The 26276-nt window shown below is 76.0% G+C and carries 26 protein-coding genes and 2 riboswitches; of the genes, 13 read left to right on the top strand and 13 right to left on the bottom strand.

Features of this window, described 5'->3' with window-relative positions; all coding sequences use genetic code 11:
• From OMK64_RS13145 to OMK64_RS13135, 3 genes are all read left to right on the top strand, one after another.
• The coding region (locus OMK64_RS13145; RefSeq protein ID WP_272728827.1) for an acetyl-CoA C-acyltransferase at nt 1-856 on the top strand (856 nt) is incomplete at its 5' end.
• A gap of 2 nt (nt 857-858) precedes the next feature.
• Nucleotides 859-2238, top strand: a complete 1380-nt coding sequence (locus tag OMK64_RS13140) for a 3-oxoacyl-ACP reductase (RefSeq protein WP_272728826.1) — start codon at nt 859-861, stop codon at nt 2236-2238.
• On the top strand, nt 2235-3116 hold the full coding sequence (locus tag OMK64_RS13135; protein WP_272728825.1) for a MaoC/PaaZ C-terminal domain-containing protein: 882 nt from the start codon (nt 2235-2237) through the stop codon (nt 3114-3116). The genes OMK64_RS13140 and OMK64_RS13135 overlap by 4 nt, the downstream gene beginning before the upstream one ends.
• Before the next feature lie 48 nt (nt 3117-3164).
• Here the strand turns inward: OMK64_RS13135 and OMK64_RS13130 are convergent, their stop codons facing one another.
• The 6 genes from OMK64_RS13130 to OMK64_RS13105 all read right to left on the bottom strand — a co-directional run bounded on the left by OMK64_RS13130 (nt 3165) and on the right by OMK64_RS13105 (nt 7978).
• Complete coding sequence (locus OMK64_RS13130; protein ID WP_272728824.1) at nt 3165-3440, bottom strand: hypothetical protein; 276 nt, start codon at nt 3438-3440, stop codon at nt 3165-3167.
• A 70-nt stretch (nt 3441-3510) separates the two neighbouring features.
• Nucleotides 3511-3840 (bottom strand): hypothetical protein, encoded by a 330-nt coding sequence (locus OMK64_RS13125; protein WP_272728823.1) that lies wholly within the window; start codon nt 3838-3840, stop codon nt 3511-3513.
• 176 nt (nt 3841-4016) lie between these two features.
• The gene (locus tag OMK64_RS13120; RefSeq protein ID WP_272728822.1) at nt 4017-4664 is read right to left on the bottom strand and encodes a pyridoxal 5'-phosphate synthase; all 648 of its coding nucleotides are present in this window, start codon (nt 4662-4664) and stop codon (nt 4017-4019) included.
• Between the two features lie 62 nt (nt 4665-4726).
• Nucleotides 4727-5575 (bottom strand): hypothetical protein, encoded by an 849-nt coding sequence (locus OMK64_RS13115; protein ID WP_272728821.1) that lies wholly within the window; start codon nt 5573-5575, stop codon nt 4727-4729.
• A gap of 40 nt (nt 5576-5615) precedes the next feature.
• On the bottom strand, nt 5616-7301 hold the full coding sequence (locus OMK64_RS13110; protein ID WP_272728820.1) for an MprF family protein: 1686 nt from the start codon (nt 7299-7301) through the stop codon (nt 5616-5618).
• An 89-nt stretch (nt 7302-7390) separates the two neighbouring features.
• A complete protein-coding gene (locus OMK64_RS13105) occupies nt 7391-7978 on the bottom strand; it encodes a GNAT family N-acetyltransferase (protein WP_272728819.1) in 588 nt (195 codons plus the stop codon).
• A gap of 36 nt (nt 7979-8014) precedes the next feature.
• Here OMK64_RS13105 and OMK64_RS13100 point away from each other — a divergent pair, with 36 nt between their 5' ends.
• Nucleotides 8015-8611: a pentapeptide repeat-containing protein gene (locus OMK64_RS13100; protein WP_272728818.1), complete on the top strand. Its 597-nt coding sequence runs from the start codon at nt 8015-8017 to the stop codon at nt 8609-8611.
• A gap of 66 nt (nt 8612-8677) precedes the next feature.
• On the opposite strand, the gene OMK64_RS13095 is transcribed toward OMK64_RS13100, so the two are convergent.
• On the bottom strand, nt 8678-10093 hold the full coding sequence (locus OMK64_RS13095; protein ID WP_272728817.1) for an aminotransferase class V-fold PLP-dependent enzyme: 1416 nt from the start codon (nt 10091-10093) through the stop codon (nt 8678-8680).
• Between the two features lie 38 nt (nt 10094-10131).
• A riboswitch (SAM riboswitch) is annotated at nt 10132-10246 on the bottom strand.
• 120 nt (nt 10247-10366) lie between these two features.
• Nucleotides 10367-10461, top strand: a riboswitch (SAM riboswitch).
• Between the two features lie 6 nt (nt 10462-10467).
• Here OMK64_RS13095 and OMK64_RS13090 point away from each other — a divergent pair.
• The 3 genes from OMK64_RS13090 to OMK64_RS13080 all read left to right on the top strand — a co-directional run bounded on the left by OMK64_RS13090 (nt 10468) and on the right by OMK64_RS13080 (nt 12774).
• The gene (locus tag OMK64_RS13090) at nt 10468-10881 is read left to right on the top strand and encodes a rhodanese-like domain-containing protein (protein WP_272728816.1); all 414 of its coding nucleotides are present in this window, start codon (nt 10468-10470) and stop codon (nt 10879-10881) included.
• 23 nt (nt 10882-10904) lie between these two features.
• Nucleotides 10905-12149, top strand: coding sequence for an O-succinylhomoserine sulfhydrylase (locus OMK64_RS13085; RefSeq protein ID WP_374694097.1), 1245 nt, complete (start codon nt 10905-10907; stop codon nt 12147-12149).
• A gap of 169 nt (nt 12150-12318) precedes the next feature.
• Nucleotides 12319-12774: a hypothetical protein gene (locus OMK64_RS13080; RefSeq protein ID WP_272728815.1), complete on the top strand. Its 456-nt coding sequence runs from the start codon at nt 12319-12321 to the stop codon at nt 12772-12774.
• A gap of 50 nt (nt 12775-12824) precedes the next feature.
• On the opposite strand, the gene OMK64_RS13075 is transcribed toward OMK64_RS13080, so the two are convergent.
• Together OMK64_RS13075 and OMK64_RS13070 are read right to left on the bottom strand one after the other, a co-directional pair.
• Nucleotides 12825-14471, bottom strand: coding sequence for an ABC-F family ATP-binding cassette domain-containing protein (locus OMK64_RS13075; protein ID WP_272728814.1), 1647 nt, complete (start codon nt 14469-14471; stop codon nt 12825-12827).
• Nucleotides 14472-14509: 38 nt separating this feature from the next.
• Nucleotides 14510-15319: a TetR/AcrR family transcriptional regulator gene (locus tag OMK64_RS13070; RefSeq protein WP_272728813.1), complete on the bottom strand. Its 810-nt coding sequence runs from the start codon at nt 15317-15319 to the stop codon at nt 14510-14512.
• 93 nt (nt 15320-15412) lie between these two features.
• On the opposite strand from OMK64_RS13070, the gene OMK64_RS13065 reads away from it, so the two are divergent.
• From OMK64_RS13065 to OMK64_RS13045, 5 genes are all read left to right on the top strand, one after another.
• On the top strand, nt 15413-16471 hold the full coding sequence (locus OMK64_RS13065; protein ID WP_272728812.1) for an efflux ABC transporter ATPase subunit, DrrA-related: 1059 nt from the start codon (nt 15413-15415) through the stop codon (nt 16469-16471).
• A complete protein-coding gene (locus OMK64_RS13060; protein ID WP_272728811.1) occupies nt 16468-17298 on the top strand; it encodes an ABC transporter permease in 831 nt (276 codons plus the stop codon). The genes OMK64_RS13065 and OMK64_RS13060 overlap by 4 nt, the downstream gene beginning before the upstream one ends.
• 155 nt (nt 17299-17453) lie before the next feature.
• Nucleotides 17454-18416: an NAD-dependent epimerase/dehydratase family protein gene (locus tag OMK64_RS13055; RefSeq protein WP_272728810.1), complete on the top strand. Its 963-nt coding sequence runs from the start codon at nt 17454-17456 to the stop codon at nt 18414-18416.
• The gene (locus OMK64_RS13050; RefSeq protein WP_272728809.1) at nt 18409-19719 is read left to right on the top strand and encodes a glycosyltransferase family 21 protein; all 1311 of its coding nucleotides are present in this window, start codon (nt 18409-18411) and stop codon (nt 19717-19719) included. Before OMK64_RS13055 ends, OMK64_RS13050 begins: the two co-directional genes overlap by 8 nt.
• Complete coding sequence (locus OMK64_RS13045) at nt 19716-21710, top strand: glycosyltransferase (protein ID WP_272728808.1); 1995 nt, start codon at nt 19716-19718, stop codon at nt 21708-21710. The genes OMK64_RS13050 and OMK64_RS13045 overlap by 4 nt, the downstream gene beginning before the upstream one ends.
• A 39-nt stretch (nt 21711-21749) precedes the next feature.
• Here OMK64_RS13045 and OMK64_RS13040 read toward each other — a convergent pair whose 3' ends face one another.
• The 3 genes from OMK64_RS13040 to OMK64_RS13030 form a co-directional block, all read right to left on the bottom strand.
• Nucleotides 21750-23033, bottom strand: coding sequence for a F390 synthetase-related protein (locus OMK64_RS13040; RefSeq protein WP_272728807.1), 1284 nt, complete (start codon nt 23031-23033; stop codon nt 21750-21752).
• A 79-nt stretch (nt 23034-23112) separates the two neighbouring features.
• Nucleotides 23113-23949 (bottom strand): MBL fold metallo-hydrolase, encoded by an 837-nt coding sequence (locus tag OMK64_RS13035; protein WP_272728806.1) that lies wholly within the window; start codon nt 23947-23949, stop codon nt 23113-23115.
• Between the two features lie 4 nt (nt 23950-23953).
• Complete coding sequence (locus OMK64_RS13030; protein ID WP_272728805.1) at nt 23954-24970, bottom strand: 3-oxoacyl-[acyl-carrier-protein] synthase III C-terminal domain-containing protein; 1017 nt, start codon at nt 24968-24970, stop codon at nt 23954-23956.
• 171 nt (nt 24971-25141) lie between these two features.
• Here OMK64_RS13030 and OMK64_RS13025 point away from each other — a divergent pair, with 171 nt between their 5' ends.
• Complete coding sequence (locus tag OMK64_RS13025; protein WP_272728804.1) at nt 25142-25558, top strand: cupin domain-containing protein; 417 nt, start codon at nt 25142-25144, stop codon at nt 25556-25558.
• Nucleotides 25559-25589: 31 nt separating this feature from the next.
• Here the strand turns inward: OMK64_RS13025 and OMK64_RS13020 are convergent, their stop codons facing one another.
• Nucleotides 25590-26195, bottom strand: a complete 606-nt coding sequence (locus OMK64_RS13020) for a hypothetical protein (protein ID WP_272728803.1) — start codon at nt 26193-26195, stop codon at nt 25590-25592.
• Nucleotides 26196-26276 lie beyond the last annotated feature (81 nt).

The following is a 26276-nucleotide window of genomic DNA, read 5'->3' as shown; positions in this document are numbered from 1 at the left end:
CGCCGTCGCGTCGCGTCTCCGCCCCAAGGACCTCGCGCCCGCCGCGCCGCGCACCGACGAGCCGCGCACCGGCCTGTCCATGGGCGAGCACCAGGCGCTGACCACCGCGCAGTGGGGCATCACGCGTGAGGCGCAGGACGAGATCGCGTTCGCGTCGCACCAGCGCCTCGCCGCCGCGTGGGCCGACGGGTTCTTCGACGACCTCGTCACGCCGTTCCGCGGCCAGACGACCGACGGCAACCTGCGCCCCGACACCTCGCTCGAGAAGCTCGCCAAGCTCAAGCCCGTGTTCGGGCTCGGGCTCGACACGCCAGCGACGATGACCGCCGGCAACTCGACGCCGCTCACCGACGGCGCGTCGACCGTCCTGCTCGGCTCGGACGAGTGGGCCGCCGCGCACGACCTCACGCCGCTCGCCGTCGTGGTCGACGCCGAGGCCGCGGCGGTCGACTTCGTGCACGGCGTCGACGGGCTGCTCATGGCCCCGGTCTTCGCGGTCCCGCGCCTGCTGGCGCGCAACGGCCTGACGCTCGACGACCTCGACTACGTCGAGATCCACGAGGCGTTCGCGTCGACCGTCCTCACGACGCTCGCCGCGTGGGAGTCGGAGCAGTTCGGCAAGGAGCGGCTCGGGCTCGACGGGGCTTTCGGGTCCGTCGACCGGGCGCGGCTCAACGTGCACGGGTCCTCGCTCGCCGCGGGCCACCCGTTCGCGGCCACGGGCGGGCGGATCGTCGCCACCATCAGCAAGGAGCTGCACCGGCGCAAGCAGGCCGAAGGGCGCCCCGTGCGGGCGCTGGTGTCCGTGTGCGCGGCCGGCGGGCTGGGCCTCACCGCGATCCTCGAGGCGGCGTGACCATGACCGACACCTACCTCAACCTCGTCAACAGCGGCGTCACGAAGAAGATCGCCAAGCAGCTCGGGCTCCCCCAGCCGACGCCGCTGCGCCGCCACCGTCCCGGCTCCCCGCTGGTCGACGGGCCCGTCCTGGTGCTGGGTCGCGACGACGACGCCGACGCGCTCGCCGCGGTGCTGTCCGGCCCGGCCGGCGGCGCGCCCGGCGCGACGGTCCTCGACGGCTGGGACCTCGAGGTGCACCGGCACGCGAACCCGGACACCCGGTACGCGGCCGTCGTGCTCGTGCTCACCGGCGTGACGCACCCCGACCAGCTCGCGGAACCCGTCCTCGCGGCAGCCGGGACGCTCAAGGGGCTCGCGCGCGGCGGCCGCGTCGTCACCGTCTCGCGCGAGGCGGGCGTCGACGACGCCCCCGCGCTCGCCGCGGCCCGGCAGGGCGTCGACGGGCTGCTGCGGTCGCTCGCCAAGGAGCTGCGCGGCGGGGCGACCGGCAACGGGGTCGTGCTGCGCGAGAGCGTGCCCGTGACCGCGCCGTCCGTGCTCGGCGCCCTGCGGTTCTTCCTGTCCGCGCGGTCCGCGTTCGTCGACGGGCAGCTGCTGACCGTCGCGTCGGACGCGGGCGCGCTGCCGGCGTCGTGGGACTTGCCGCTCGACGGGCGCGTCGCGGTCGTGACCGGAGCCGCGCGCGGCATCGGCAAGGCGATCGCGCAGACGCTGGCCCGCGACGGTGCGACCGTCGTCGCGGTCGACGTGCCCGCGGCCGGTGAGCAGCTCGCCGCCGTCGCCAACGAGATCCACGGCACCGCGCTCCAGCTCGACGTCACGGCCGACGACGCAGGCGCGCGCATCCTCGCGCACGCCCTCCAGCGGCACGGGCGGCTCGACGTCGTCGTGCACAACGCCGGCATCACGCGCGACAAGCTGCTCGCCAACATGACCCCCGACAAGTGGGAGTCCGTGCTGGCGGTCAACATCGCGAGCCAGCTGCGGATCAACGAGGCGCTGCTCACGTCGGGCGACTTCACCGACGCGCCGCGCATCGTCTCGCTCGCGTCGACGTCGGGCATCGCGGGCAACCGCGGCCAGACCAACTACGCGGCGTCGAAGGGCGGCGTCATCGGCATGGTCCGCGCGACCGCGCCGCTCCTCGTCCCGTTCGGCGGCACCGCCAACGCGGTCGCGCCGGGCTTCATCGAGACCGAGATGACCGCGCGCATCCCCGCCGTCACGCGGCAGGTCGCGCGGCGGCTCAACTCGCTCCAGCAGGGCGGCCTGCCCGTCGACGTCGCCGAGGCGGTCGCATTCCTCGCGTCCCCCGCCGCGGGTGGCGTCGTGGGCGAGACGCTGCGCGTCTGCGGGCAGAACCTGGTGGGCCGGTGACGACGGTCGTCCTGCCCGCCGTCCCCTCGCTCGGCGGGCTCTACGCGCGCGGCGCGGCGGCGACGGGTCGGCTGGCCGTCGCCCGCCGCGTCGGCCGGGCGCCGACGAACCTGCCCGACGTCGTGCACGAGGTGCGAGGCGTGCGCGCCCACGCCGACCACCTGACGGCGTACCAGCACCTCGTCGGGGAGTCCGCGTCGGACCGGCTGCCCGCCGGGTTCGTGCACGTGCTCGCGTTCCCCGTCGCGTTCGCCGTCATGGTGCGGCCCGACTTCCCGCTGCCCCTGCTCGGGCTCGTGCACGTCGCGAACCACGTGGTGCAGCACGCGCCCGTGACCCTGGGCGACGTGCTCGACGTCCGCGCGTGGGCCGAGGGGCTGCGTCCGCACCGGGCGGGCACGACCGTCGACCTGGTCGCGGAGGTCCGCGTCGGCGACGCGCTCGTCTGGCGGGGCGTCTCGACGTACCTCGCGAAGGGCGTCCGGCTCGCGGGCCGGCCCACCGACGACGACGAGCGGTCCGAGTTCGTCGCACCGCAGCCGACCGGGCGGTGGAAGCTCGCGGGCGACACCGGTCGCCGCTACGCGGCCGTGTCCGGCGACCACAACCCGATCCACCTGTCCGCGGTCTCCGCGAAGGCCCTCGGGTTCCCGCGCGCCATCGCGCACGGCATGTACACCGCCGCCCGCGCGCTGGCCGACGTCGGGGCGACGCGCGGCGACGCGTTCACATGGTCCGTCGAGTTCGCGAAGCCCGCGCTGCTGCCCGGCACGGTGACCGTCCGCGTCGCCCCCGACGGCGACGGCACCACGACGTTCGCCGGCTGGGACGCCCGCACGGGCAAGCCCTACCTCACGGGCACGGTCGTCCGGCGCTGACCCCGTCCGCTGCCGGGCCGGGCGAACCATCGTGCGTCGCCCGCTCCGTCAGTGGTCGACGTCCTCGCCGAGGTCCGTGCGCAGCGGCGTCGACTCGTCGAGGATCCGCTCCAGCTGACGCGCGCACCGCAGCCGCACCAGCCCGACGAACGCGAGCGCCATCGCAACGGTGACGACGGCCCCCTTCCCCGTCACCGACGGGACGCGCACGAGCGCCATCACCGCCGGCAGGCACATGACGAGCGCGGCGTAGCCGACCATCCAGTGCCGGTCGCGGCGCAGGGAGAGCTCACCTCGCAGGCTCAGGTGCGGGTCGCGGTTCATGCCTGACCCATCGGCGCGCGCGGCCACCGGTTCAAGGTGTCGCGCGGGTGAGTCGCCCGGGTGGGGGACGCTACTGCGGCCCGTCAGCCCGTCGACGCCACCAGTCCCAGGCCACGCCACGCCCGCTCGACGTCCACGTCCGCTCCGACCGGACGACGGCCTCGCGTCGCCGACGACGCAGCACCTCCCGGGGCGTCTCCCCGCGGGTCGAGCGCCACGGACCGTCGGGCTCGGCGCGCACCATCAGCATGTAGTCGCCGCCGTCGCGCTGGCATCGCGAGACGCCCGCGACGTGCGCCTCGGCCGCGGTCGCGAACGGCCCGGCGACGTGGGCGTCCGAGGCGCGCGTCGTCGACGCCGCCAGGTACAGCACACCGAACTCGCGAGACGACTGCGCCACGGGTACCCCACACCGTCGTGCTCCACCGGCCGCGTGTCCCGAGCCTGGACGGCCAGTCTGCCCGAGCCGCACGTGCGGAGCCGGGACCGTGGGCCCATGGCAGGCCGGCGCTCCACGGTCTGCGTCGTCGACGCGCGTCCGCTCCCCGCTCCCGGCGACGACTGCTCGCCGTGCGATCAGGGCTGGAGGCGGGTGGCCTCCCACGTCGCGCCCATGCGGACGTACTGGAGGCGGCGGTGGAGGCGGTCGGGGCTGCCGTACCAGAGCTCGACGGCGTCGGGGACGACGCGGTAGGCGACCCAGTCGGCCGGCCGCACGACGGGTCCCTCGGCGGCGGCCAGCCGGGCGGCCTCGGCGCGCAGGTCCGGCTCGGAGGTCAGCGGACGGCTCTGCCGAGAGGCGGCCGTCGCGGCCTGCGCGTCGCGCGTCCGGCGGGCGAACAGCGTGTCGGCGACGTCGTCGGGCAGCACCTCGACCGCGCCGGTGACGTTGACCTGCTGGAGCGTCTCGCGCCAGTAGACCGTGAGGGCGGCGCGCGGGCGGGCCGCGAGGTGGCGGCCCTTGCGGCTCGTCGTCGAGCTGCCGAACACGAGTCCGTGCTCGTCGACGGTCTTGAGCAGGACGGTGCGGGTGCGCGGGTCGCCGTGCTCGTCGACGGTGGCGAGGGTCGCGGCGAACGGCTCGCGCAGACCCCGCTCCCGTGCGGAGTCGAACCACGCGCGCACCAGCGGCATCGGCTCGCGCGGCGGGTCGTCGAACTCGGGCAGGACGAGCGACGTGTCGCCCGACAGCGTCGCCTCGCCGGGCTCGTGCGCTGGGCTCATGCGCTCACCCAAGCACAGCCCGTCCCGGGGGACGGGCCGCACGGTCTCCCCGCCGCGGTCCGCTAGCCCGTGGGCGTCTCGGCGCGCACGCCGTCGTCGCCCGGGGCGTCGCCGGACTCGGCGGCCGCGTTGGCGGGGCTCGTCGCGAGCGTCACGCACCCCGCGAGCGCGACGGCGGTCGCCGCGGCGGCAGGGACGGCCCACCCGTCGCGCACGAAGTCGCCGAGGACCGTCAGGCCGACGACCCCGGGCACGACGACCTCGATGACCGAGACGATCGCGGCCGCCGTGCCGACCGACCCGCGTTCGAGCGCCCGGAGGTACGCGAGGGCACCAGCGCCGCCGCCGACGACGATCGGGATCGCGAGGGGCTGGAGGACCGTGTCGAGCAGGTCGCCGTCGGCGTGCGCGGCGCGTGCCGCGATCGCGGCGATCGAGTAGCCGAGCCCGCCGAGGACGGCGAGCAGGACCGGAGGTCCGGACCGGTAGGCGGCGACGGTCGCGACGGCGACGACGACGGCGGCGGCGATCGTCGTGCCGTCGAAGCCCGCGGGCGGGTGGACGGCGGGCTGCTCGCCCCCGGCCGCGGCGACCACGACGAGCGCGGCGACGACCGCGACGACGGCCGCGACGTCGAGGGGGCGCACGGTCGCGTGCAGGACGACCCGGGCGAGCAGCACGACGACCACGAGCGACGCCGCGATCACGGCCTGCACGACGAACAGCGGCAGGTGGTCGAGGGCCGCCAGGGAGAGCAGCCAGGCGACGCCGTCGAGGACGAACGCGGCGACGACGAGCGGCTGCAGAACGGCGCCCAGCCCGCGCGCCCGGCGGGCGCCGACCGCCTGCACGATCGTGCTGACGCCGTACCCGACCGACGACGCGACCGCGGCGAGCAGCGAGCCGATCACGCCGGCCGCCCCGCGGCCGGGCCGGACGTGCGCCCGCAGGTCACGTCGGCTGCCCGACGTTCCCGAGGAAGCGCCCGATCACCGGGATCTCCGTGACCCCCTCGGCACCGGCCATGACGACGGCCTGCGTCGCGACGTACTCGACCGAGTCGAGGATCGTGTAGCGCGGCACCCAGCTCGGGTCGAACTTCTCGTTGAACTGCCCGAGCGTCGCCATCTGGGTGCCCTGCGAGAGCCGTTGCAGGACCGGCCGGGTGAGCTGGTCGAGGCGCGACCCGCCGCCGTCCTCGTTCTCCAGGACCTCGCGCAGCACCGCGAAGTTGAGGCCGAGGCCCGTGTGCCCTCGCGCCTTGAGCTCGGCGATCGTGTGCACGATGTTCGTGTCGATGATGCCGTTGGGCAGGCCCTCGACGTCGAGGCGGCGACGCATGACGTCGAGCGACCAGCCGCCGATCGCGGGCGCGGGCACCCACTGGCAGAACGCGTCGACGCGTCCGGCCGGCGTCTGCGTGACGGACATGAGCAGGCCCGTGTCCGCGGGGTCGAACAGGCGGGACAGGGTCATCGAGAAGCCACGCTCGGTCTCGCCGCGACGGGACTCCTCGCTCATCGCCTCGATCTGCGCGCGCAGGTGCGGGTCGATCGTCGCCGGGTCGTGGAACGTCGTCGTGTAGCCGGCGCGCTCGACACGTCCGACGGCCTGCCGCAGCGACTTGTGCGACCCGCCGGCGGTCGTGAACGTCGTGCAGTCGACGATCGCCTCGTCGCCCAGGTAGACGACGCGCAGGCCCGCGGCCTCGTAGACGCCGAGCCAGTCCTGCCCGGCGCCGATGACCGCGACGGACCAGCCGTAGTCCTCGGTGTAGTCGAGGAACTCGGCCCACGTCTGCTCGCGCTCCTCGGGCGGGCCGACCGGGTCGGGCGACACGAGCGCCACACCGCCGCGCACGGAGTGCGCCACGACGGACCGGCCGACGAAGAACCAGTCCTTGTCGTCGCGCAGCGCGAAGTAGTCGAGGGTCCCGGTCCCCCAACGCTGGACGACCGCCCGGGCTCGCTCGCGCTCCTCCCGGTGGTCCGCCGCGTTCAGGCGACGCGGGCGGCGGGGTGACGTGAGCGTCCACAGCAGCGTCAGCAGGAACGCGAGCTCGAGCACGAACTCGACCGGGCTGAGGACCCGCGCGAGCCGCTCGACCTCGTCGGTGCCCGGGTCCCTGACCAGCACCCACACGACCAGCCCGACCGTGGTGACGACGACGAAGACCACGGCGAACACGACGAGCAGCACGGCGCGGCGCACGTCGCGCCGGTTCGGCAGCACGGGGAAGCTCGTGCGCTGCGTCGCGAGCCAGACGGCGCCCACGACGACCGCCGCCGCGAACAGCACGTCGAGCCCGCGCACGAGGTGCAGCAGGGCCGACGCGACGAGGAGTCCGAGCGTGAGGATCCACGACAGCCGGTGACCCCGCCGAAGACCGCGCGCGGTGAACAGCAGGACGATCGACACCGTGATGAGCGCGGGGCGGGCCGACGTCGTGCCCGCGTCCGGGACGATGTCGTCGAAGAGCGCGAGGTCGCGCCAGACGCCGCGCAGGAGGCTCGACACGAGCCCGAGGACCGCGAGCAGCCACACGGTGCGCGACGCGAGCACGCGGACGTGGACGCGACGGCGCTGCTCGTCGAGCGCGGAACGGTCGACCCGCGGGAGGAGCACGCTGCCCGGCATGCGCCCAGTCTGCCGGGGCCGCCGGTCGGCGCACCCTCCGCGCCGGGTGAGACAGCGCGCGGCGACCGGTGGCCCGACGGCCGGTGGGGTCAGGCGTCGGACGGTGCGGTCGCCAGCCGGGCCAGCAGGCCGTCGCGGACCGCGGGCCACTCGTCGGGCAGGATCGAGAAGTACGCCGAGTCGCCGCGCGTCCCGTCGGGCGCGAGGCGGTGGCTGCGCAGCACGCCCTCCGGCACCGCGCCGAGCCGCCGGATCGCCGCGACGGACCGGGTGTTGCGCGTGTCGGCGCGGAACGCCACACGCGCCATGCCCCACGTCTCGAACGCGTGCGTGAGCATCAGCAGCTTGCAGGCGGGGTTGTTCGACGTCCCCCACCAGCGCGGCGCGTAGTAGGTGTGCCCGATCTCGACGCGCAGGACGTGCGGGTCGTGGTCGTAGAACGACGTGCTGCCCCGCACCTCGCCGGTCGCCGCGTCGAGGACGGCCAGCGCCAGGCGTCCGGGCGCCGCCTGCGCGCGCCGGACCTCCTCGCGCCAGCCGTCGACGCCGACCGGCAGCGGGGACGACATGCCTGCCCAGACCCGGTCGTCGACGAACGCCGCGAGCCCTTCCGCGTGGGACTCGTCGAGCGGGACCAGCCGGACACCATGACCTGCGAGCGTGACGTCGTGCAGCACGCCCGCAGCCTGGCACGCCGTGGCAGGGTGGCCCGCATGGAATCCCGCACGCTGGAACGCGACGGCGACCTCGACGCGCTCGACCTGGTCGGCGCGGACCTCGACGGCCAGGACGGGTCCCACTCCCGGATCCTCGAGTGCACCTTCACGGACTGCTCGCTCGACGGCGTGCGCCTCGACGGGACGCGCGCGTCCGACACGACGTGGACACGGGTGCGGGCCGGGTCGCTGTCCGCGGTGTCGGCGACGTGGCTGGACTGCCGCTGGGAGGCGTCGCGGCTCGGCGCCGTGGAGGCGCACGGGTCGGAGTGGACCCGCGTCGAGCTGCACGGCGGCAAGGTCGACTACCTCAACCTCCGCGAGGCGCGGCTCGCCGACGTGCGCCTGGTCGGGGTGGTCGTCGACGAGCTGGACCTGGCACGCGTGACGGCACGCAAGGTCGTGCTCGACGACTGCCGCGTGCGCCGGCTCGACGTGTCCGGCGCGCGCCTCGAGGACGTCGACCTGCGCGGCGTCGTCGGGCTCGAACGCATCGACGGCCTCGACGGCCTGCGGGGCGCCCGCATCACGCAGGAGCAGCTCCTCGACCTCGCCCCGCTCGTCGCCGACCACCTGGGCATCGTCGTCGGCTGACGGGGCCGCACGCCGGACCGGGCCGTCAGGCGTCGGGCGCCCGAGCCGTCGCGCGTCGGGGCGGCGTCAGTCGTCGAGGGCCGGGCCGCACGCGGCGGCCGCGGTCGCGGCGAGGGCGTCGAGGCCGTGGACCTGCACGAGCGGGCGGGTGTCGTCGACGACCGTCCAGCACGCGTCGACGACGTCGTACCGGGCGGCCGGGCCGTCGGCGAGGTAGCGGCGCAGCGCGTCGACGAGGCGGTCGACGGCCTCGCTCGTCGTGCCGACGCCGACCGACGCGCGGATCGCGCCACCCGACGAGCCGAGGTGCGCGAGGAGCGGGTGCGCGCAGAACCGGCCGTCGCGGACGCCGATGCCGTGCTCGGCGGACAGGTACGCGGCGACCAGGCCCGGGTCGTGGCCGGGGACGGTAAACGTGAGGACCCCGACCGGGTCGGCGGAGTCGGACCAGATGCGCGCGATCTCGACGCCCGCGATGGTGCTCAGGCCGTCGACGAGGCGCGCCCGCAGGGCCTCCTCGTGGGCCAGCAGCGCACCGGCCGGCAGCGCGGCGAGCCGGTCGCAGGCCTCCGCGAGCGCGATCGCGCCGATGACGTTGGGCGACCCGGCCTCGTGCCGCGCGGGCGCGGGCTGCCAGACGGTCCGGTCGGCGCGCACGTCGCGCACCGCACCTCCCCCTGCGAGGTACGGCGTGCCCGTGTCGAGCCAGTCGCGGCGGCCGACGAGCGCGCCCGCGCCGAACGGCGCGTACGTCTTGTGGCCGGAGAACGCGACGTAGTCGGCACCGGTGCGGGCGAGCGAGAACCCGCGGTGCGGGACGAGCTGCGCGCCGTCGACCGCGACGCGCGTGCCCTCGGCGTGCGCGAGCGCGACGACCTCGTCGATCGGCAGCGCCTCGCCCGTGACGTTGGACGCGCCGGTGATCGTGAGCAGCGCGTACGGCTGGGTCGCGAGCTCGGCGCGCAGCGCGTCGAGCGTGTCGGCGACGGTCCGGCCGATCGGCAGGATCGTCGTGGTGTTGCCGTGCCGCTGCGACGACTGCACCCACGGCAGCAGGTTGGCGTGGTGCTCGACGTCGAGGACGAGGACCTTGCCACCCGCGGGGACGACGCCCGCGAGCAGGTTGAGCGAGTCGGTCGTGTTGCGCGTGATGATCGCGACGTCGTCCGGGCGGGCGTCGACGAACCGCGCGATGCTCTGCCGCGACGACTCGTAGAGCGCCGTCGAGACCTGCGACAGGTACCCGGCGCCGCGGTGCACGGACGCGTAGAGCGGCAGCACCTCGGTCACGCGTGCGGCGACGGACGCGAGCGCGGGCGCGCTCGCGGCGTAGTCGAGGTTCGCGTAGACACGCTGGGTGCCGTCGACGAGCGGGACGGTGGTGTCACCGCCGACGACGGGGAGCAGGGCGGCGACGGGCTCGCGGGTCGACACCGAGGCGTCGACCTCGGCACAGGACGTGGTCTCGGCGATGACGGACATGGTGCTCCTCACGGGTCCGTGGGACCCGGCACCGCCGGCCCCCGCGCTTGCCGTCCGCCGGGCGGCGGTCGGCCTGGTCGTCACCCGGGGCACCCCACCGCGGAGGAGGGTTGCCGGCCAGCGAGCCGGGGCTTCGCGCTGGCGCTCATGACCTGACGACGAGGGTTCCGTCGGCGCCGGGGATGTGTCAACGGGACACGGCAGCCGTCTCGGATGACGGGACGCGATGTCCACTCCTTGGCGCGGCGGCGGTCGTCGCGCGTAGCATCACCGCAACCATCCAGAGCGGCCGAGAGATCTGGCTCGACGACGCCGCAGCAACCCCCCGGTCCGCCGGGCGAGGGTGCTACCGCCAGGACCGATGGAGGAACGCGATGCCGTACGCCGGTGACCTGACCCCGCAGCAGGCGTGGGACCTGCTCACGTCCGACGAGCGCGCCCTGCTCGTCGACGTGCGCACCGACGCCGAGTGGCGGCAGATCGGCATCCCCGACGCGACCGAGATCGGCGGCCGCGCGGCGCTCGTCGAGTGGACGACCCCGCAGGGCCTCAACCCGCGGTTCGTCGACGAGCTCGCCGAGGCCGGCCTCGAGCCCGGCGACGAGCGGCCCGTCGTCTTCCTGTGCCGCTCGGGCGTCCGCTCGGTCGCCGCCGCGCAGGCCGCGACCGCCGCGGGCTTCGGCCCCGCCTACAACGTGCTGCGCGGGTTCGAGGGCGACGTCGGCCCCGACGGTCAGCGCGGGCACGTCGGGTGGCGCGCCGAGGGTCTGCCCTGGACGACGCTGTGACCGCCGACCGCGTGCCGGGCCGCGTGCCCGGCCCGGGCGACTGGGACGACCGGTCCGTCGACCGCTCCACGCTGCGGCCCGACACGCTCGCCGTGCGCGGCGGGCTCGTCCGGTCCGAGTTCCAGGAGATGTCCGAGGGCCTGTTCCTCACGCAGGGCTACGTGTACGACTCCGCCGCGCAGGCCGAGTCCGCGTTCGCCGGTGACGTCGACCGGTTCCTCTACTCGCGCTACTCCAACCCGACGGTGTCGACGTTCGAGGAGCGGCTGCGCCTGCTCGACGGCGCCGAGGCCGCCTACGCGACCGCGACCGGGATGTCGGCCGTGTTCACGGCCCTCGCGGCGCTCGTGCAGCAGGGCTCGCGCATCGTGTCCGCGCGCGCGCTGTTCGGGTCGAGCGTGGTGATCTTCGACGAGATCCTCGCCAAGTGGGGCGTGCGCACGGACTACGTCGACGGGCACGTCCTGTCGCAGTGGGAGGAGGCGCTCTCGACGCCGGCCGACGTCGTGTTCTTCGAGACGCCGTCCAACCCCATGCAGGACCTCGTCGACATCGCCGCCGTGTCCCGCCTCGCGCACGCCGCCGGCGCGACCGTGATCGTCGACAACGTGTTCGCGACGCCCGTCCTGTCCCGGCCGCTCGACCTCGGCGCCGACGTCGTCGTGTACTCCGCGACCAAGCACATCGACGGCCAGGGCCGCGTGCTCGGCGGCGCGATCCTCGGCTCGACCGAGTACGTGCGCGGGCCCGTCCAGACGCTGATCCGCAACACCGGCCCGTCGCTGTCCCCGTTCAACGCGTGGGTGCTGCTCAAGGGGCTGGAGACGATGTCCCTGCGCGTGCGTCACCAGGCCGCGTCCGCCCTGACGCTCGCCGGGTGGCTCGAGCAGCACCCCGCGATCGAGTCCGTCCGCTACCCGTTCCTGCCGTCGCACCCGCAGCACGACCTCGCGCGCGCCCAGCAGACCGGCGGCGGCACGGTCGTCACGCTCAACCTCCGCGTCCCCGAGGGCGCGACGCCCGACGTCGCGAAGAAGACGACGTTCGCGTTCCTCGACGCGCTGCGGGTCATCGACCTGTCGAACAACCTCGGCGACGCCAAGTCGATCGTCACGCACCCCGCGACGACGACGCACCGCAAGCTCGGCCCCGAGGGCCGCGCCGCCGTCGGCATCGCGGAGTCGACCGTCCGCCTGTCCGTCGGGCTCGAGGACGTCGAGGACCTCCGCGACGACCTCACCCAGGCCCTGGACGTCGCGGCCGGCTGACCGTCGGTCCCGCCCCAGCGCCCACCCTCTCCCGTGCCGCCGAGTTCGTCGCTCCGCGTCGAGTTCGTCGGCGCGATCTGACGAACTCGGCGCGAGCTGACGAACTGGCGATGAGCCCGCCGAGCGGCCGTCGATCAAGGACGGGGCCCGCACTGCCGATGACCTGCGCATGCGCGCTCCGCGGCCGGTGTTCGTCGTCCCGCTCGCCGTCGTCGCCGCCGGCGCGGTCGCGGCCGTGACCGTGCCCGGGGTCCTGCGGGTCGTCGACGAGCACCTCCGGGCGGAGGCCGTCGACCGTGCGACCGCGCTCCCCGCGCCTGACGGGGCCGTCGAGCTGACCGGCTGCCACGCCGACGACCTCATCGCCTGCTGGGGCGTCGACCGGGCCGTCACGGACGTCGCCGCCGACCTCGCCGCCCGGCTGGGCGCCACCGACAGCGGCACGCTCGAGCACGACTGCTCACCGACCCTCGTGGCGCCCGACCTCGAGTCCGCCACGTGCCACGTGTTCCTGCGTCTCGAGCGCGGCCACGGGGTGTTCGCGTTCGTCGACCCGACGGTCGACCGCGACGAGGACAGCGCGTCCGTCGTGACGGGCGCCTCGGTCTCGCTCAGCGCGTGGTGAGGGCGGGGTCGAGCGCCTGACGGGCCAGGCCGGCCCGGCGGACGCCGTGCTCAGTCGGGCGACACCTCGGTGACGCGGCCGTCCTCGACGTGCCAGCGGCGCGTGAGGCGGACGGTGTCGAGCATCCGGCGGTCGTGCGTGACCAGCAGGACCGTGCCGTCGAAGGACTCCATCGCCTGCTCGAGCTGCTCGATCGCGGGCAGGTCGAGGTGGTTGGTCGGCTCGTCGAGGACGAGCAGGTTGACGCCGCGGGCCTGGAGCAGCGCGAGCGCGGCCCGGGTGCGCTCGCCGGGGGACAGCGACGCGGCCGGGCGGCCGACCTGGTGGCCTGCGAGGCCGAACTTGGCGAGCAGCGTCCGCACGTCGGCGGTCGTCCAGTCGGGGACCTCGCGCGCGAACGCGTCGCCCACGGGCGCGTCGCCCTCGAACGCGGCGCGCGCCTGGTCGACCTCGCCGACGAGCACGCCCGGACCGAGCGCCGCGCTCCCCTCGTCGGGCGCGACGCGCCCCAGGAGCAGCGCCAGCAGCGTCGACTTGCCGGAACCGTTGGGGCCGGTCACGGCGACGCGGTCCTGCCAGTCGAGCTGCACGTCGACCGGCCCGAGCGTGAAGTCGCCGCGTCGCACGACCGCCGCGCGCGCCGTCGCCACGACCGCACCCGACCGGGGTGCCGCGGCGATGCTCATGCGGAGCTGCCACTCCTTGCGCGGCTCCTCGACGACCTCCAGGCGCTCGATCATCCGGTCCGTCTGGCGGGCCTTCGCCGCCTGCTTCTCGGTCGTCTCGCCGCGGTGGTGCTTGACGTTCTTGTCGTTGTCGGTGGCCTTGCGGCGGGCGTTGCGGACGCCCTTCTCCATCCACGCGCGCTGCGTGCGCGCCCGCGCCTGGAGGGCGTCGCGGCGCGCGGCGTAGTCCTCGAACGCCTCGCGCGCCTGGCGGCGGGCCGTCGAGCGCTCGTCGAGGTACGCGTCGTACGACCCGCCGTAGGTCGCGACGCGCTGGAGGCTGCGGTCGATCTCGACGACGCGCGTCACGGTCCGTGCGAGGAACTCGCGGTCGTGGCTCACGACGACGACCGGCGCCTGGACGCGGTCGACGAACTCCTCCAACCGGTGCAGGCCGTCGGTGTCGAGGTCGTTCGTCGGCTCGTCGAGCAGGTACAGGTCGAACCGGGACAGCAGCAGCGCCGCGAGCCCGACGCGCGCCGCCTGCCCGCCCGACAGCGCGGTCATGGGCAGGTCGAGGTCGACGGTCAGGCCGAGGTCGTCGGCGACGACGCCGAGCCGCGCGTCGAGGTCCGCGCCGCCGAGGGACATCCACCGCTCGAGCGCCTCGGTGAACCGGTCGTCGGCGCCGGGCTCCTCCGCCGCGAGCGCGTGCGACGCGTCGTCCATCTCGGTCTGCGCGTCGGCGACGCCGGTGCGCCGCTCGAGGAACGTGCGGACCGTCTCGTCGTCCTTGCGCTCGACCTCCTGCACCAGGTAGCCGACCTGCGCGGTCGGCGGCGACAGGCTGACCGTCCCCGTCTCGGGCGCGCGGCTGCCCGCGAGGATGCGCAGCAGCGTCGTCTTGCCCGCGCCGTTGGGCCCGACGAGCCCGACGACGTCGCCGGGCGCGACGACGAGGTCCAGGCCGGAGAACAGCTCGCGGTCGCCGAACGCGGCCGACACGGCGCGGGCCTGCAGGGTCGCACTCATGCGCCCATCCTCCCCGACGGCGGCGGCCCGGTCCGACGTCAGCGGGCGGCGTCGACGAGGACCGCGATGCCGTCGAGCAGCCGCGCGAGGCCGAACTCGAACGCCCGGTGCGGGTCGTACGCGGCCTGGTTCGCCTCGCCGGCGACGGGTCCGACGCGGGCGACCGTCGGGTAGGCGTCGGCGTCGAAGACCTGGTCGACGTAGGGGGCGGTCGCCTCCCACCACTGCTCCTCGCTGATGCCGGTCGCCTGCTCGGCCTGCGCACGGTCGAGCACGCCGCGCGCGGCCCCGCCGACGAACCCGTTCACGAGCGTCACGACCGCGTCCATCGTGACCTCGTCGAGGCCCGTGCCGTCGACCGCGCGGAGCTCGACCTCGTACTTCGCCATGACGTTCGGGCCGAGCGGCGGGCGGCCCATCGTGGCGACCTGGAGGAGCCAGGGGTGGCGCGCGAAGACGGCCCAGTTGGCGCGGGCGACGGCCTCCAGGCGGTCGCGCCAGTCCGTCGCCGGGTGCGCGGCCGGCTCGGCGGGGGCCTCGTCGGCCAGGCCGCCGAGGGCGTCGACGACCTCGCCCAGCACCGCGTCGACCATGAGGTCGACGAGCTCACCCTTCCCGGGGACCCACGTGTAGAGGGTCATGGCGCCGACGCCGAGCTCGGTCGCCACGCGGCGCATCGAGAGCGCGGCGAGCCCCTCGGCGTCCGCGAGCGCCACGGCCGTCGCGACGACGCGGTCCACGGACAGCCCGGCGGCGGCGCCGCGGCCGCGCGGGGCGGCGGGCTCGGCCGTGCGCCAGAGCAGGGCCATGCTGCGGGCGGGGTCGCCGGTCCCGGTGTGCTCGGTCATGACCTCATCCTCCCCGCCGGGAACAGGTGGAGGCGTCCGCGCGTTCTTGTCGTACGCTGTACGATAAGCGCTCCCGTCCGAGGAGGTCCACCCATGCCCACGTCCACCGGATCCCCGACCACCCGCGCGGCCGGCACCGCGACCGCGGCGACCGCCGCGCCCGCCGTCCGGGTCCGCGGCCTCACCCGCCGCTACGGCGGCACGACCGTGCTCGACGGGCTCGACCTCGACGTCGAGCACGGCACCGTCCACGCCCTGCTCGGTCCGAACGGCGCGGGCAAGACGACCACCGTCCGGATCGTCTCCACGCTGCTCGACCCGCACGGCGGCACCGCGCACGTCGCCGGGTACGACGTCGTCCGCGACGCCGCGCAGGCGCGCCGCCGCCTCGGTCTCGTCGGCCAGCACGCCGCGGTCGACGAGATCCTCGGCGGACGCGACAACCTCGTGATGTTCGGCCGCCTCTCGCACCTCGGCACGCGCGACGCCCGGCGCCGCGCCGACGAGCTGCTCGACCGGTTCGCCCTCCTCGACGCCGCCGACCGGCCCGTCGGCACCTACTCCGGCGGCATGCGCCGACGGCTCGACCTGGCCGCCGGGCTCGTGCTCGACCCGGAGGTGCTGCTGCTCGACGAGCCGACGACGGGACTCGACCCGGGCGGGCGGCGCGAGGTCTGGCAGTCCGTGCGCGAGCTCGTCGCCGGCGGGACCGCGGTGCTGCTCACCACGCAGTACCTCGAGGAGGTCGACCAGCTCGCGTCGCAGGTGAGCGTGCTCGCCCGCGGCCGGCTCGTCGCCCGCGGGACGCCCGACGAGCTCAAGGCGTCCATCGGCCAGGACCGGCTCGACGTCGTCGTCCGCGCCGAGACCGACCTGCCCGCTGCGCGTGCGGCGCTCGACGCCGTCGGCACCGACGTCGAGACCGACGTCGCCACCCGGCGCGTCACCGCCACGGTCACCGACCGGGTCGCGGCACTCACGCACGTGGTCCGCACGCTCGACGACGCACGCGTCCCCGTCGACGACGTCGCCCTGCGACGACCGACCCTCGACGAGGCGTTCCTGCACCTCACCGGGGCTCCGGCCGCGACCGCCGACGGCTCCGCCACCGACCCCACCGCCAGCGCGACCGCCGAGGAGGTCTCCCGATGACCACGACCACCGTGCCCGCTCCCGTCGCGACGGCCGTCCCGTCGGGCGGCCCGTCGTGGGCCCTGCGGGACGCCTGGACCGTCACCCTGCGCGACCTCGGCCACTGGCGTCGCCAGCCGTGGGACCTGATGATCGGCCTCGCGTTCCCGCTGCTCCTGCTGCTGATGTTCGGCTACCTGCTCGGCGGCGCGATCGACGTCCCGGGCGGGTACATCGAGTTCCTGTTCCCCGGCATGCTCGCCGTGACCATGGCCTTCGGCCTGGAGTCGACCATGACGGCCGTCTCCACCGACGTGCAGCGCGGCGTGACCGACCGGTTCCGGTCCCTGCCGATGTCCCGGTCCGCGGTGCTGCTCGGCCGCGCGATCGCCGACATGCTCTCGTCGCTCGTCGGGCTGCTCGTCCTGCTCCTCGGCGGGCTGGCCGTCGGGTGGCGGTGGCACGAGGGCCCCGGCAGCGCGCTCCTCGCGGTCGGGCTGCTGCTCCTGCTGCGATTCGCGTTCCTGTGGCTCGGCATCTGGCTCGGGCTGCTGTTCCGCGGCCAGGGCGGCGTGACCGCCGTGCAGATCCTCGTCTGGCCGTTCGCGTTCCTGTCGAACGCGTTCGTGCCGATCTCGACGATGCCGGGGTGGATCGAGGCGCTGTCGGCGTGGAACCCCATCACCGCCACGATCGCCGCGACGCGCGACCTGTTCGGCAACCCGACGGTCGCGGGCACGGGCTGGGCGTCGGAGCACGCGCTGCTGCTCGCGGTCCTCTGGCCCGTCGTGCTGGTGACCGTGTTCGGCGTGCTGTCCGTGCGTCGCTGGACGCGTCTCGGGCGGTGACCGGGGCCGTCCCGCCGGTGGGCGCGTCGACGTGACGCGTCCGGCCGGCGGGGCGGCGCTGCCGCGCGCGGGCGGGTCGCGCGCACCCGGGCTGCGCGGAACACGCCTGTGGAGGACGCACCGGGCGGCGCGACGCCCGCCGTATCCTCCACGGCATGCGTCTCCTGCTCACCGGTTCGAACGGCTTCCTGGGGACGCGGATCGTCGCCGACGCGCACGCGCGCGGCTGGGAGGTCGTCGGCCTCGGGCGGTCGGCGACCGCGACCAACGACGTCGACGGCTACGTCCGGCACGACCTCGCGCTCCCGCTGCCGGACGACGCCGTGCCGGGGCCCGTCGACGCGGTCGTGCACTGCGCCGCGCTGGCGTCTCCGTGGGCGCCGCCGCGCGCGTTCGTCGCGGCGAACGTCGACGCGACGCGCCACGTCGCACGGTGGGCGGCCGACCACGGGGCACCGCCGCTCGTGCACGTCTCGTCGTCGTCCGTGCTCTACCGCGACGAGGACCAGTACGACCTCACCGAGGACAGCCCCGTCCCGCCCGACGACGAGCTGCTCAACGCGTACGCCCGCACCAAGCGGATCTCCGAGCGCGTCGTCGCCAGCTACCCCGGCCCGCACGTCGTCGTGCGGCCGCGCGCCGTGTTCGGCGTCGGCGACACCGTCCTGCTCCCCCGGATCCTGCGGCTCGCGCAGGGCGGCGTGCTGCCCGTGCTCGAGCGTCGCGACGGGCCGCCCGTGCGCACCGACCTCACCGACGTCCACACCGCCGCGCACTACGTCAACGAGGCCGTGGCGCGCGGCGCCACCGGGCTGTACCACCTGACGAACGCCGAACCCGTCGACCTCTACCCGTTCCTGCTCGGCATCCTCGCGCGGCTCGGCGCCCGGCCGCGGACCGTCCGCGTCCCGCCGTCGGTTGTGCGTGGGCTCGCGGGCGCCGGCGAGCAGGTGTCGGCGACGCTGCTCGGCTGGCGGGAGCCGCCGATCACCCGGTTCGGCGTGTCCGTGCTGTCGCGTTCCAAGACGTTCGACATGACGCGCACGCTGCGCGACCTGGGCGCCCCCGCCGTGTCGGTCGACGAGAGCGTCGACCGGCTCGTGCGCGCGCATGGCTGAGGCCGCGCTCGTCGTCGCGGCCCTGCTCGTCGTCACCGCGGCCGTGCGCGGGTCGATGGCTGCGGCGGCGATCGCCGCGCCCGCCGCCGTCGCGTCGCCGGACGACCTCGCGGACGTCACCGTCCTCGTCGCGGTCCGTTCGGGCGACCCGCTGCTGCCCGACGTCCTCGCGTCCTCGGTCCGGACGCTCGCGCCCGCGCGGGTCGTGCTGCTGGTCGACGACGACGACGCGGCCGGACGTGCCGCCGCGACGGCCGCGGCCGGACAGGCCATGACCACCGCGGATCACGCGCACGTCGAGGTGGCCGTGTGCCCGCCGCCGGCGCCCGGCGTCAACCCCAAGGTCCACAAGCTCGCGCTGGCCGACGTCCGGACCGGCACCGTCGTGCTGCTCGACGACGACACCGCGCTCCCCGCGGGCGGGCTCGCGCGGCTCGTCGGAGCGCTCGCCGACGCCGACCTCGCGACGGGCGTGCCGGTCTACCGCGAGCAGGGCGGACTCTGGTCGCGGCTGCTCGCCGCATTCGTCAACGGCTCGGCGCTCGTCACCTACCTGCCGCTCGCGCGCGTCGGGCCTCCCGTCAGCATCAACGGCATGGTGGTGGCGCTCCGGCGCGACCGGCTGGAGGCGGTCGGCGGGTTCGCCGCGCTCGCGACCGCGACGTGCGACGACTACGCGCTCGCGAGGCTGTTCCGCGCGCACGGCCTGCGGATCGTCCAGACCGCGCAGCCCGCGATCGTCGCGACGACCGTCCCCAGCGCATCCGCGTACCTGCGGATCGTGCGGCGCTGGCTCCTGTTCGCCGGCGAGGTCGTCCGCCGCGACCTCTCGGTGCGGCTCCTGCTGCTCGTCCTGCTGCCCACCGCCCTCCCGCTCGTCGCGGTCGCGCTCGCGGCCGCCTCCGGCCGCCTCGCCGTCGTCGCCGCGCTGGTCGTGGCGCTCGCCGCCTCCGCGCTCGTCACGCGCGCGCTGCGCCGACGCGTGACCGCCCCGCCGCCGCCCGACGCGACGTCGCTGGTCCACGCGACGATCCCCGCGGTGCCGCCCGCTCGCACCCGGCCTGCGCTCGACGACCCCACCGGTGCGGCAGCCCGGGAGGCCAAGGCCGCGGACCGCACACACGACGCTGCGGCCTCGCCGACGTCCTCGGCGCGCACCGTGGGGGCGGGGTGGCTCGGCGTGCTGCTCGAGCCGGTCGCCGCCGTGCTCGCGCCGGTCCAGGCCGCCGCCGCGCAGGTCGGTCCCCGCACGGTGACGTGGCGCGGGCGGAGCGTGCGCGTCGGGATCGGGTCGGCGCCGTGAGGTGGCTGGACGCGCACGCGTCGGCCCGCCCCGTCGGCGACGTCGTCGACGCCCGCGTCGCGTGGCTCACCGGGCAGAGCGCGTGGACGCACTCCGCCCTGTCGCCCGCGCAGGACGCGGTCCTCGACGCGCTCGCCGCCGACGGCTGGACTCCCGTGCGCGTCGGCTTCCCGTGGACCGACCGCGCCGTCGCGCCGTACCGCGCAGAGCCGCTCGCCCTCGCGTCGGCCCGGAACGCCGCCCAGTGGGTCGCCGCCCGGGCGGGCACCGGGTTCACGCGCGAGACCGCGCGGCACCTGCAGTCGCTGCTCGACGGGACACGTCGGGACCTGCTGCTGCTCTGCGGGAGCACGGGTGCCCGGATGGCCGCCGCCGCCGCACCGCTGGTCGTCGTGCCCGACGGGCTGCGCGTGCACGTCGTCGGCCTGGGGCCGGTCGGGACCCTGCCGCCGTCGGGCGGGCCGTGGACCGTGCACGCCGTGCGCGGCTCCGGCGACCTGCTCAGCCGGTGGGGCTACCGCGGCCGCGTCGACGCGGTCGTGCCGGGCGGCCACCTCGCGGCGCCCACGTCGCCCGCAGCGGCCGCCGCCGTGAGGCGCCTCGTCGGAACCCCTGGGGTCCACCGGGCGATCCCGCACGCCGCCGTGACCTGCGCCGTCGGCGATCCCGGTCGCCTTGAGCCCCCCCGCGCCTGGCCAGAGCGACGCCCGTCGACGGAGCGCGTCGTGACCGGCCGGCTGCTGCTGGTCGCGCCGCCGTTCGCCGGGCACCTCAACCCGCTCGTCGCGCTCGGTCGCGGCCTGCGCGACCGCGGGTTCGACGTCCGGTTCGCGACGGGCGCGACGAAGGTCGGCCTGCTGCGCGAGCACGGGTTCGCCGCCGACGCGCTCCTGCCGGACGACCCGCACGTCTTCGACCGCATCGCCGACACGAACGGCCCGGTCCGGTCGAACCCGCTGCTGCTCACGCGCCAGCTCGCCGCGAACCTGCGGCTCCTCCCGCGCGTCCGGACCGAGATCGACGCGCTGGTCCGACGCGACCGCCCCGACGCCGTGCTCGCCGACTTCACGGCACCGGTCGCAGGCATGGTCGCGCTCGACCACGGCCTGCCGTGGCTCACGACCATGCCGACGCCGTTCGCGCTGGAGACGCGGACGGGCACGCCGTCGTACTGCGGGGGCTGGGGGCCGGCCCGGCACGCCGGCCACCGCGTCCGCGACGCCGCCGGCCGGGCGGCGACCCGCGTGACCAAGCGGGCGATGCAGGGCGTCCTCGCGCCCGCGTTCCGCGCCGCCGGGACGGGCGTCTACCGGGCCGACGGGTCGGAGGCCGCGTACTCGCCGACGCACATCCTCGGGCTCGGGATGACCGAGCTCGAGCTCGACCGCGACTGGCCCGCGGCGTTCCGCATGGTCGGCCCGGTCACGGGCACCCCGGAGGCGGGACCCGCGCCGCGGCTCCCCCGCGGCCCGCGCGTGCTCGTCACGCTCGGCACGCACCTCCCGTGGGCCAAGGACCGACTCGTCGAGCGGGCCCGGGCGCTGGCCGACGGTCTGCCCGGGCACGCGGTCGTCGTGAGCCTGGGAGACGCGGACCGGCGCTCCCCCGACCCGCTCGTCGTCGACGGGCGCGTGCACGTCTACGCCCACCTCCCCTACGACGACGTCCTCCCCGGCTGCGCGGCGGTCGTGCACCACGGCGGCGCCGGCATCACGTACAGCGCGATCCGCGCCGCCGTCCCCGCGGTCGTCTGCCCGCAGGACTACGACCAGTTCGACTTCGCCGCGCGCATCGTCGCGGCCGGTGCGGGGGTGCGCGTGCGGCGCCTCGACGGCCGCCGCGCCGCCGAGGCCGTGCGCGCGGTGCTCGACGCCGACCGGGCACGGCTCGACGCGCTCGCCACCGCGGCCACCACCTACGACCCGGTCGCCGGGGTCGCCGACGCGATCGACGACGCGCTGAACGGCCGCCGACCCGCAGGCACTCCCTGACCGTCTCGGGGGACGGCTGGTCGAGCCGCACCTCTCGGGTCAGCGCGTCCCTGCGGGGACGGCCGGGTCGCGGCGGACACGTCGACGCTTGACGAGCGGGTCCCGCGGCTCGACGACCCCCGGCACGATCGACGGCACGGTGAGCCCGGAGTCGGCGAGCGCGCGCTCGAGCGAGCGGCGGGCGGCGTCGAAGGCGGTCGCGGGCTCGACGGCGAGGCGCAGGACGTCGGTCGCCGTCTGGTCGACGCGGAAGTCGTCGACCTCGGGCACCGCGAGCACCGCGGCCCGCACGAAGTCGGGGTGGAACGACCCGGGGACCGCACCCGCCGCGCCCGCACGCGCGAGCCAGAGCACGTCGTCGGACCGGCCGACGATCTCGCGGACCGCGAGCATCGGGGAGCCGCACGGGCAGGGGTCCTCGTCGGGCACCAGCACGTCGCCGACCCTGCGGCGCAGCACGGCCTGGCTGCTGCGGAACAGGTCGGTCACGACGGGCACGAACCGTCCGCCGCCGACGTCCTCCCGCTCGACGACGACGAGGTCCTCCGCGAGGTGCAGCCGCCCGTGCCGGCAGCTCGCCCCGAGGAACCCCTCGGCCGCCTGGTAGACCTGGTCGACCCGCACGCCGAGCCCGTCCTCGACGACGGCCGCGTCGTGCGGGTCGAGCACCTCGGCGACCGACAGCACACGTTGCGGCCGCAGCCCGAGATCCGCACGCGCGACGGCGACGAGCACGGACGGCGGAGCGACGAGCACGGTCGGGTCGGCGGCCCGGATCTCGTCGAGCAGACGGCCCTCGTCGAGCGCGAGGTCGACGAACCGGAAGCTCACGCGCCCGCCGTCGACGCTCTCGTACAGCGGCCCGCCCGCGCGCAGGACGAGCGTGACACGGGCACCCGCGAGCAGCCCCTCCGGGAGCGTGCGGGCCAGCACCTCCCCCGCCCACCGGTCGCGCTCGGCGGCGGACGTGAGGAACGCGGTCTGCCGCCCGGTCGTCCCCGACGACAGGCCGACGGAGAGCCCGCGCAGGGTCGTGCCGAAGTCGCGGCCCCGCTCGGCGGAGCGTGCCGCCGCGAGGCACTCGTCGAGCCCCACGCCGCGCACGTTGAGGTCGGCGAACCGCGCGAGCACGTCGGCCTTGTCGACGACCGGCAGGTCGGTGAGGGTGCGCGGCGTCGTCCCCGCGTAGAACGCGTACCGGCGCGGCGCGAGCCGCAGCACCCGCCGCAGGTGCCGGTCCTGCCACGCCTCGAGCGCGGCCCGGTGGGCGAACGTCCGCCGCCGCGCCCGCGCGTAGTGCCAGACGACGCGCGCCCGGCTCACGGCTGCACCACCAGGACGCGCCCGTGGGCGGACGTCCCCCGCCACGCACGGCCGACGGACCACGGCAGGCGTGCCGCGCTCACGACGACAGCACCGCGCGGGCCTCGTCGATCGCGACCGCGTCGTGCGCGGGCACGACGACCAGGTCGGGGCGGCCCTCCGTGAGGCGGTGCAGCGCGTCGATGGTCCGCGTGTACCGGGGCCAGTCGGCGGACAGCAGCCGGACGACGGGCGCGGGCAGCTCGCGGTGCGTCACGGCGCGGCGGTCCCACGCGGCGTCGCCGATCAGTAGCACGTCACGCGTGGGCGTCCGCACGAGGACACCGAGGTGACCGGTGGCGTGCCCGGGCAGCGGCACGACAAGGACCGTCCCGTCACCGAGCAGGTCCCGCGCGCCGCCCAGCGGCTCGAGGTCCGCGCCGTCCGCGCGCGGGAGCGTCATCGGGTCGAGCAGGCGGTCGGCCAGGTCGTCGGGGAGCAGCACCGGGGCCAGTCCGCGGCGGAGGCGGCCGAACCCCCGGACGCGCGCGATCTCGTCGACGGCACGCCGGGCCACGACGACGCGTGCGGACGGGAAGTCGCGCAGCCCGCCGACGTGGTCGGCGTGCAGGTGGGTGAGGACGACGTGCGTCACCGCGGTCGCGTCGATCCCCTGCGCGGCGAGCTGCGCGACCGCCGACTCGTCCGGCCCGACGTGCACGGGCAGCAGACCCCCGTAGACGCGGTCGATCCCGTGCGACAGCGCCTCGACGACGCGCGGCGCATAGCCCGTGTCGACGAGCACGACGCCGTCGGCGTGCCGCACGACCCCGACGAGCGCGGGGAACCGGACGGGTGCACGGCCCGCTCCGCGTCGCGCGACGCCCGCGCTGTGCGTGGTGTGCCCGGCCTCCAGCAGCGTGAGCTCGACGGTCATGGCGTCAGTACCGCAGCATCGTGGCGGACAGGGCAAGCCCCGCGCCGGTGCCGAGCAGCAGGGCCGTCCCGCCGCGTCGCAGCCGGCCTGACGTCACGGCGTGGTGCAGGGCGGTGGGCACCGACGCAGACACCTGGTTGCCGTGGTCGGCGAGGATGTCGACGACGGCGTCCGGCTGCACCCCGACGCGCTCACGCAGGTAGCGCAGCCCGACCGCGCTCGCCTGGTGCGGCACGACGACGTCCACCTCGTCGACGCCCACGCCCGCCCGCTCCTCAAGGTCGCGCAGGAAGCCGGGCAGGTGACGGGCGACCTGTCGCAGCAGGGCCGCGCCGTCCATCCGGAAGAGGTAGGCCGACGGGTCGTCCGGGGGCGTCGTGACGTTGAACCGCGTCCCGCCGGCGTCGATCCGGCAGGCGGACCGGGCCTCCGGCCACACGCGCGACGCGCTGGCGAGCACCGCGGACCCGTCGGCCGCCCCGGACGGACCCACCACGACCGCCGCGGCCCCGTCCCCGAACAGCGCCGACCCCTCGACCTCCCGGTGGTCGAGCCCCTTCGACGCGATCTCGGTCGCCACGACCGCGACGCGTTCCCACCGCCCGACGGCGACGGCCGCCGACGCGAGGTCGAGCGCCGAGAGGAACCCGACGCACGACGCGTTCACGTCGAGCGCCGCGACCCGCCCGCCCGGGACGCCCAGGTGCGCCGTCGTCAGGACCGCGGTCGTGGGCATCGGCTGCTCGGGTGCGACGGCCGAGACGACGACGGCGTCGAGGTCGCCCGCGTCCAGGCCGGCCGCGTCGAGCGCCTGCTGCACGGCGGCCGCCGCCATGAGCGACGACGTCTCGTCGGGCCCCGCCCAGCATCGCGAGCGGACCCCGGACCGCGCCTCCGACGCGCCCGCGGGGCGCCCGTGCGCGGCGTCCAGCTCGGACGAGTCGACGACGCGCGCGGGACGGTGGGCGCCGGTCCCGAGCACCCGGACGGGCAGGGACGGCAGAGCGGTCTGGCGTGGCACGCGCGCCAGGATGCCACGCTCGCCGAGCCTCTCCGGGCGCCGCTCCACAGCCCCGTCCGAGTCGTCCGCCGACGTCCCGAACGTCGCCGTCGCGCCCCGTCCGAGCGCACCCGGGCACTCACCCGACCGGCGGCGTCGCGGCCGCCGCCCGTCCGGCCCTAGCGTCGTGCCATGACGCACGACGGGGTCCGCAACGTCCGCACCGCGCTCGACGCCCTCCCGGCGCCGTACCAGCCGCACCGCCTCGCCACGCTCAACGACCACGACGTCAAGGTCGTGACGCTCGACGGCGAGTTCGTCTGGCACACCCACCCCGACACCGACGAGCTGTTCCTCGTGCTGTCCGGACGCCTGACGATCCAGCTCCGCGACGGCGACGTCGAGCTCGGCCCCGACGACGTGTTCGTCGTCCGGCGCGGCGTGGAGCACTGCCCGCTCGCCCACGGTGAGGTCCGCGCCGTCCTGGTCGAGCGCGTCGGGACGGTCAACACGGGGGACGCGGGCGGCGACCGCACGCAACCGCTGCGCGAGCTCGACCAGCACCGACCGACGGGGCCCACGGAGGAGCACTCGCCGCCGCTCGCCTGACCGTCGCCGCCGGCGCCGCCCGGCAGGGGCGTCAGGCGGCGTCGGGCACCCCGACACCGAGGCGGTGCGCGTGCTCGTGGGAGCGCCCGACGAGCACGAGCACGACCTCGTCGACGCCGGTCGCTGCGACGAGCGCGGCGGCGTCCGCACGGACCCGCTCGGCCGTGCCGACGAGCCACGTCGACGACGGTCGCCACGCCAGCCCGGAGAACGCCTCGGCGTACGACAGGTTCGCGCGTCGGCGGGCGGCGTCGGCCTCGTCGTCGGCCACGACCGTCTCGACCTCCAGCACGACGCGGACGTCGGAGCGGCGGCGACCGGCGGCGAGCAGGTGCCCTTCGAGGACGGCGACGAGCGCGTCGACGGCGGTGGTCGTCGTCAGCGTCGGCGAGTAGCGGACGCGGACCGTGTCGGCGGCGGACGCCGACCGGAGGAGGGCGACGTCGTCGAGCGCGGCACCCGCGACGACGACCTCGACGCCGCGCGGACGCGCGATCACGGCCGAGCGCTCGGCGGTCGCGCGGCCCGACCGGTCGACGACGACGCGGTCCACGGGGGCGACGGCGTCCGCGGCGCGGTGGTGGCGGACAGGGGTCGGGAGGTGCGGCGCGCGGGTGCGCGCGAGGAGCTGGGTCACGGGAGGAGGTCCTCGGGTCGTGCGGGGTGCGCGGCGAGGGCCGTCGGGCCGCGGGCGCGCGAGGTCGTCAGCTCAGCGACA

It is taken from the genome of Cellulomonas fimi, from assembly GCF_028527925.1.
In the GTDB taxonomy this organism is placed as follows: Bacteria; Actinomycetota; Actinomycetes; order Actinomycetales; family Cellulomonadaceae; genus Cellulomonas; species Cellulomonas fimi_C.
This window is presented reverse-complemented; position numbering and strand designations above follow the sequence as displayed.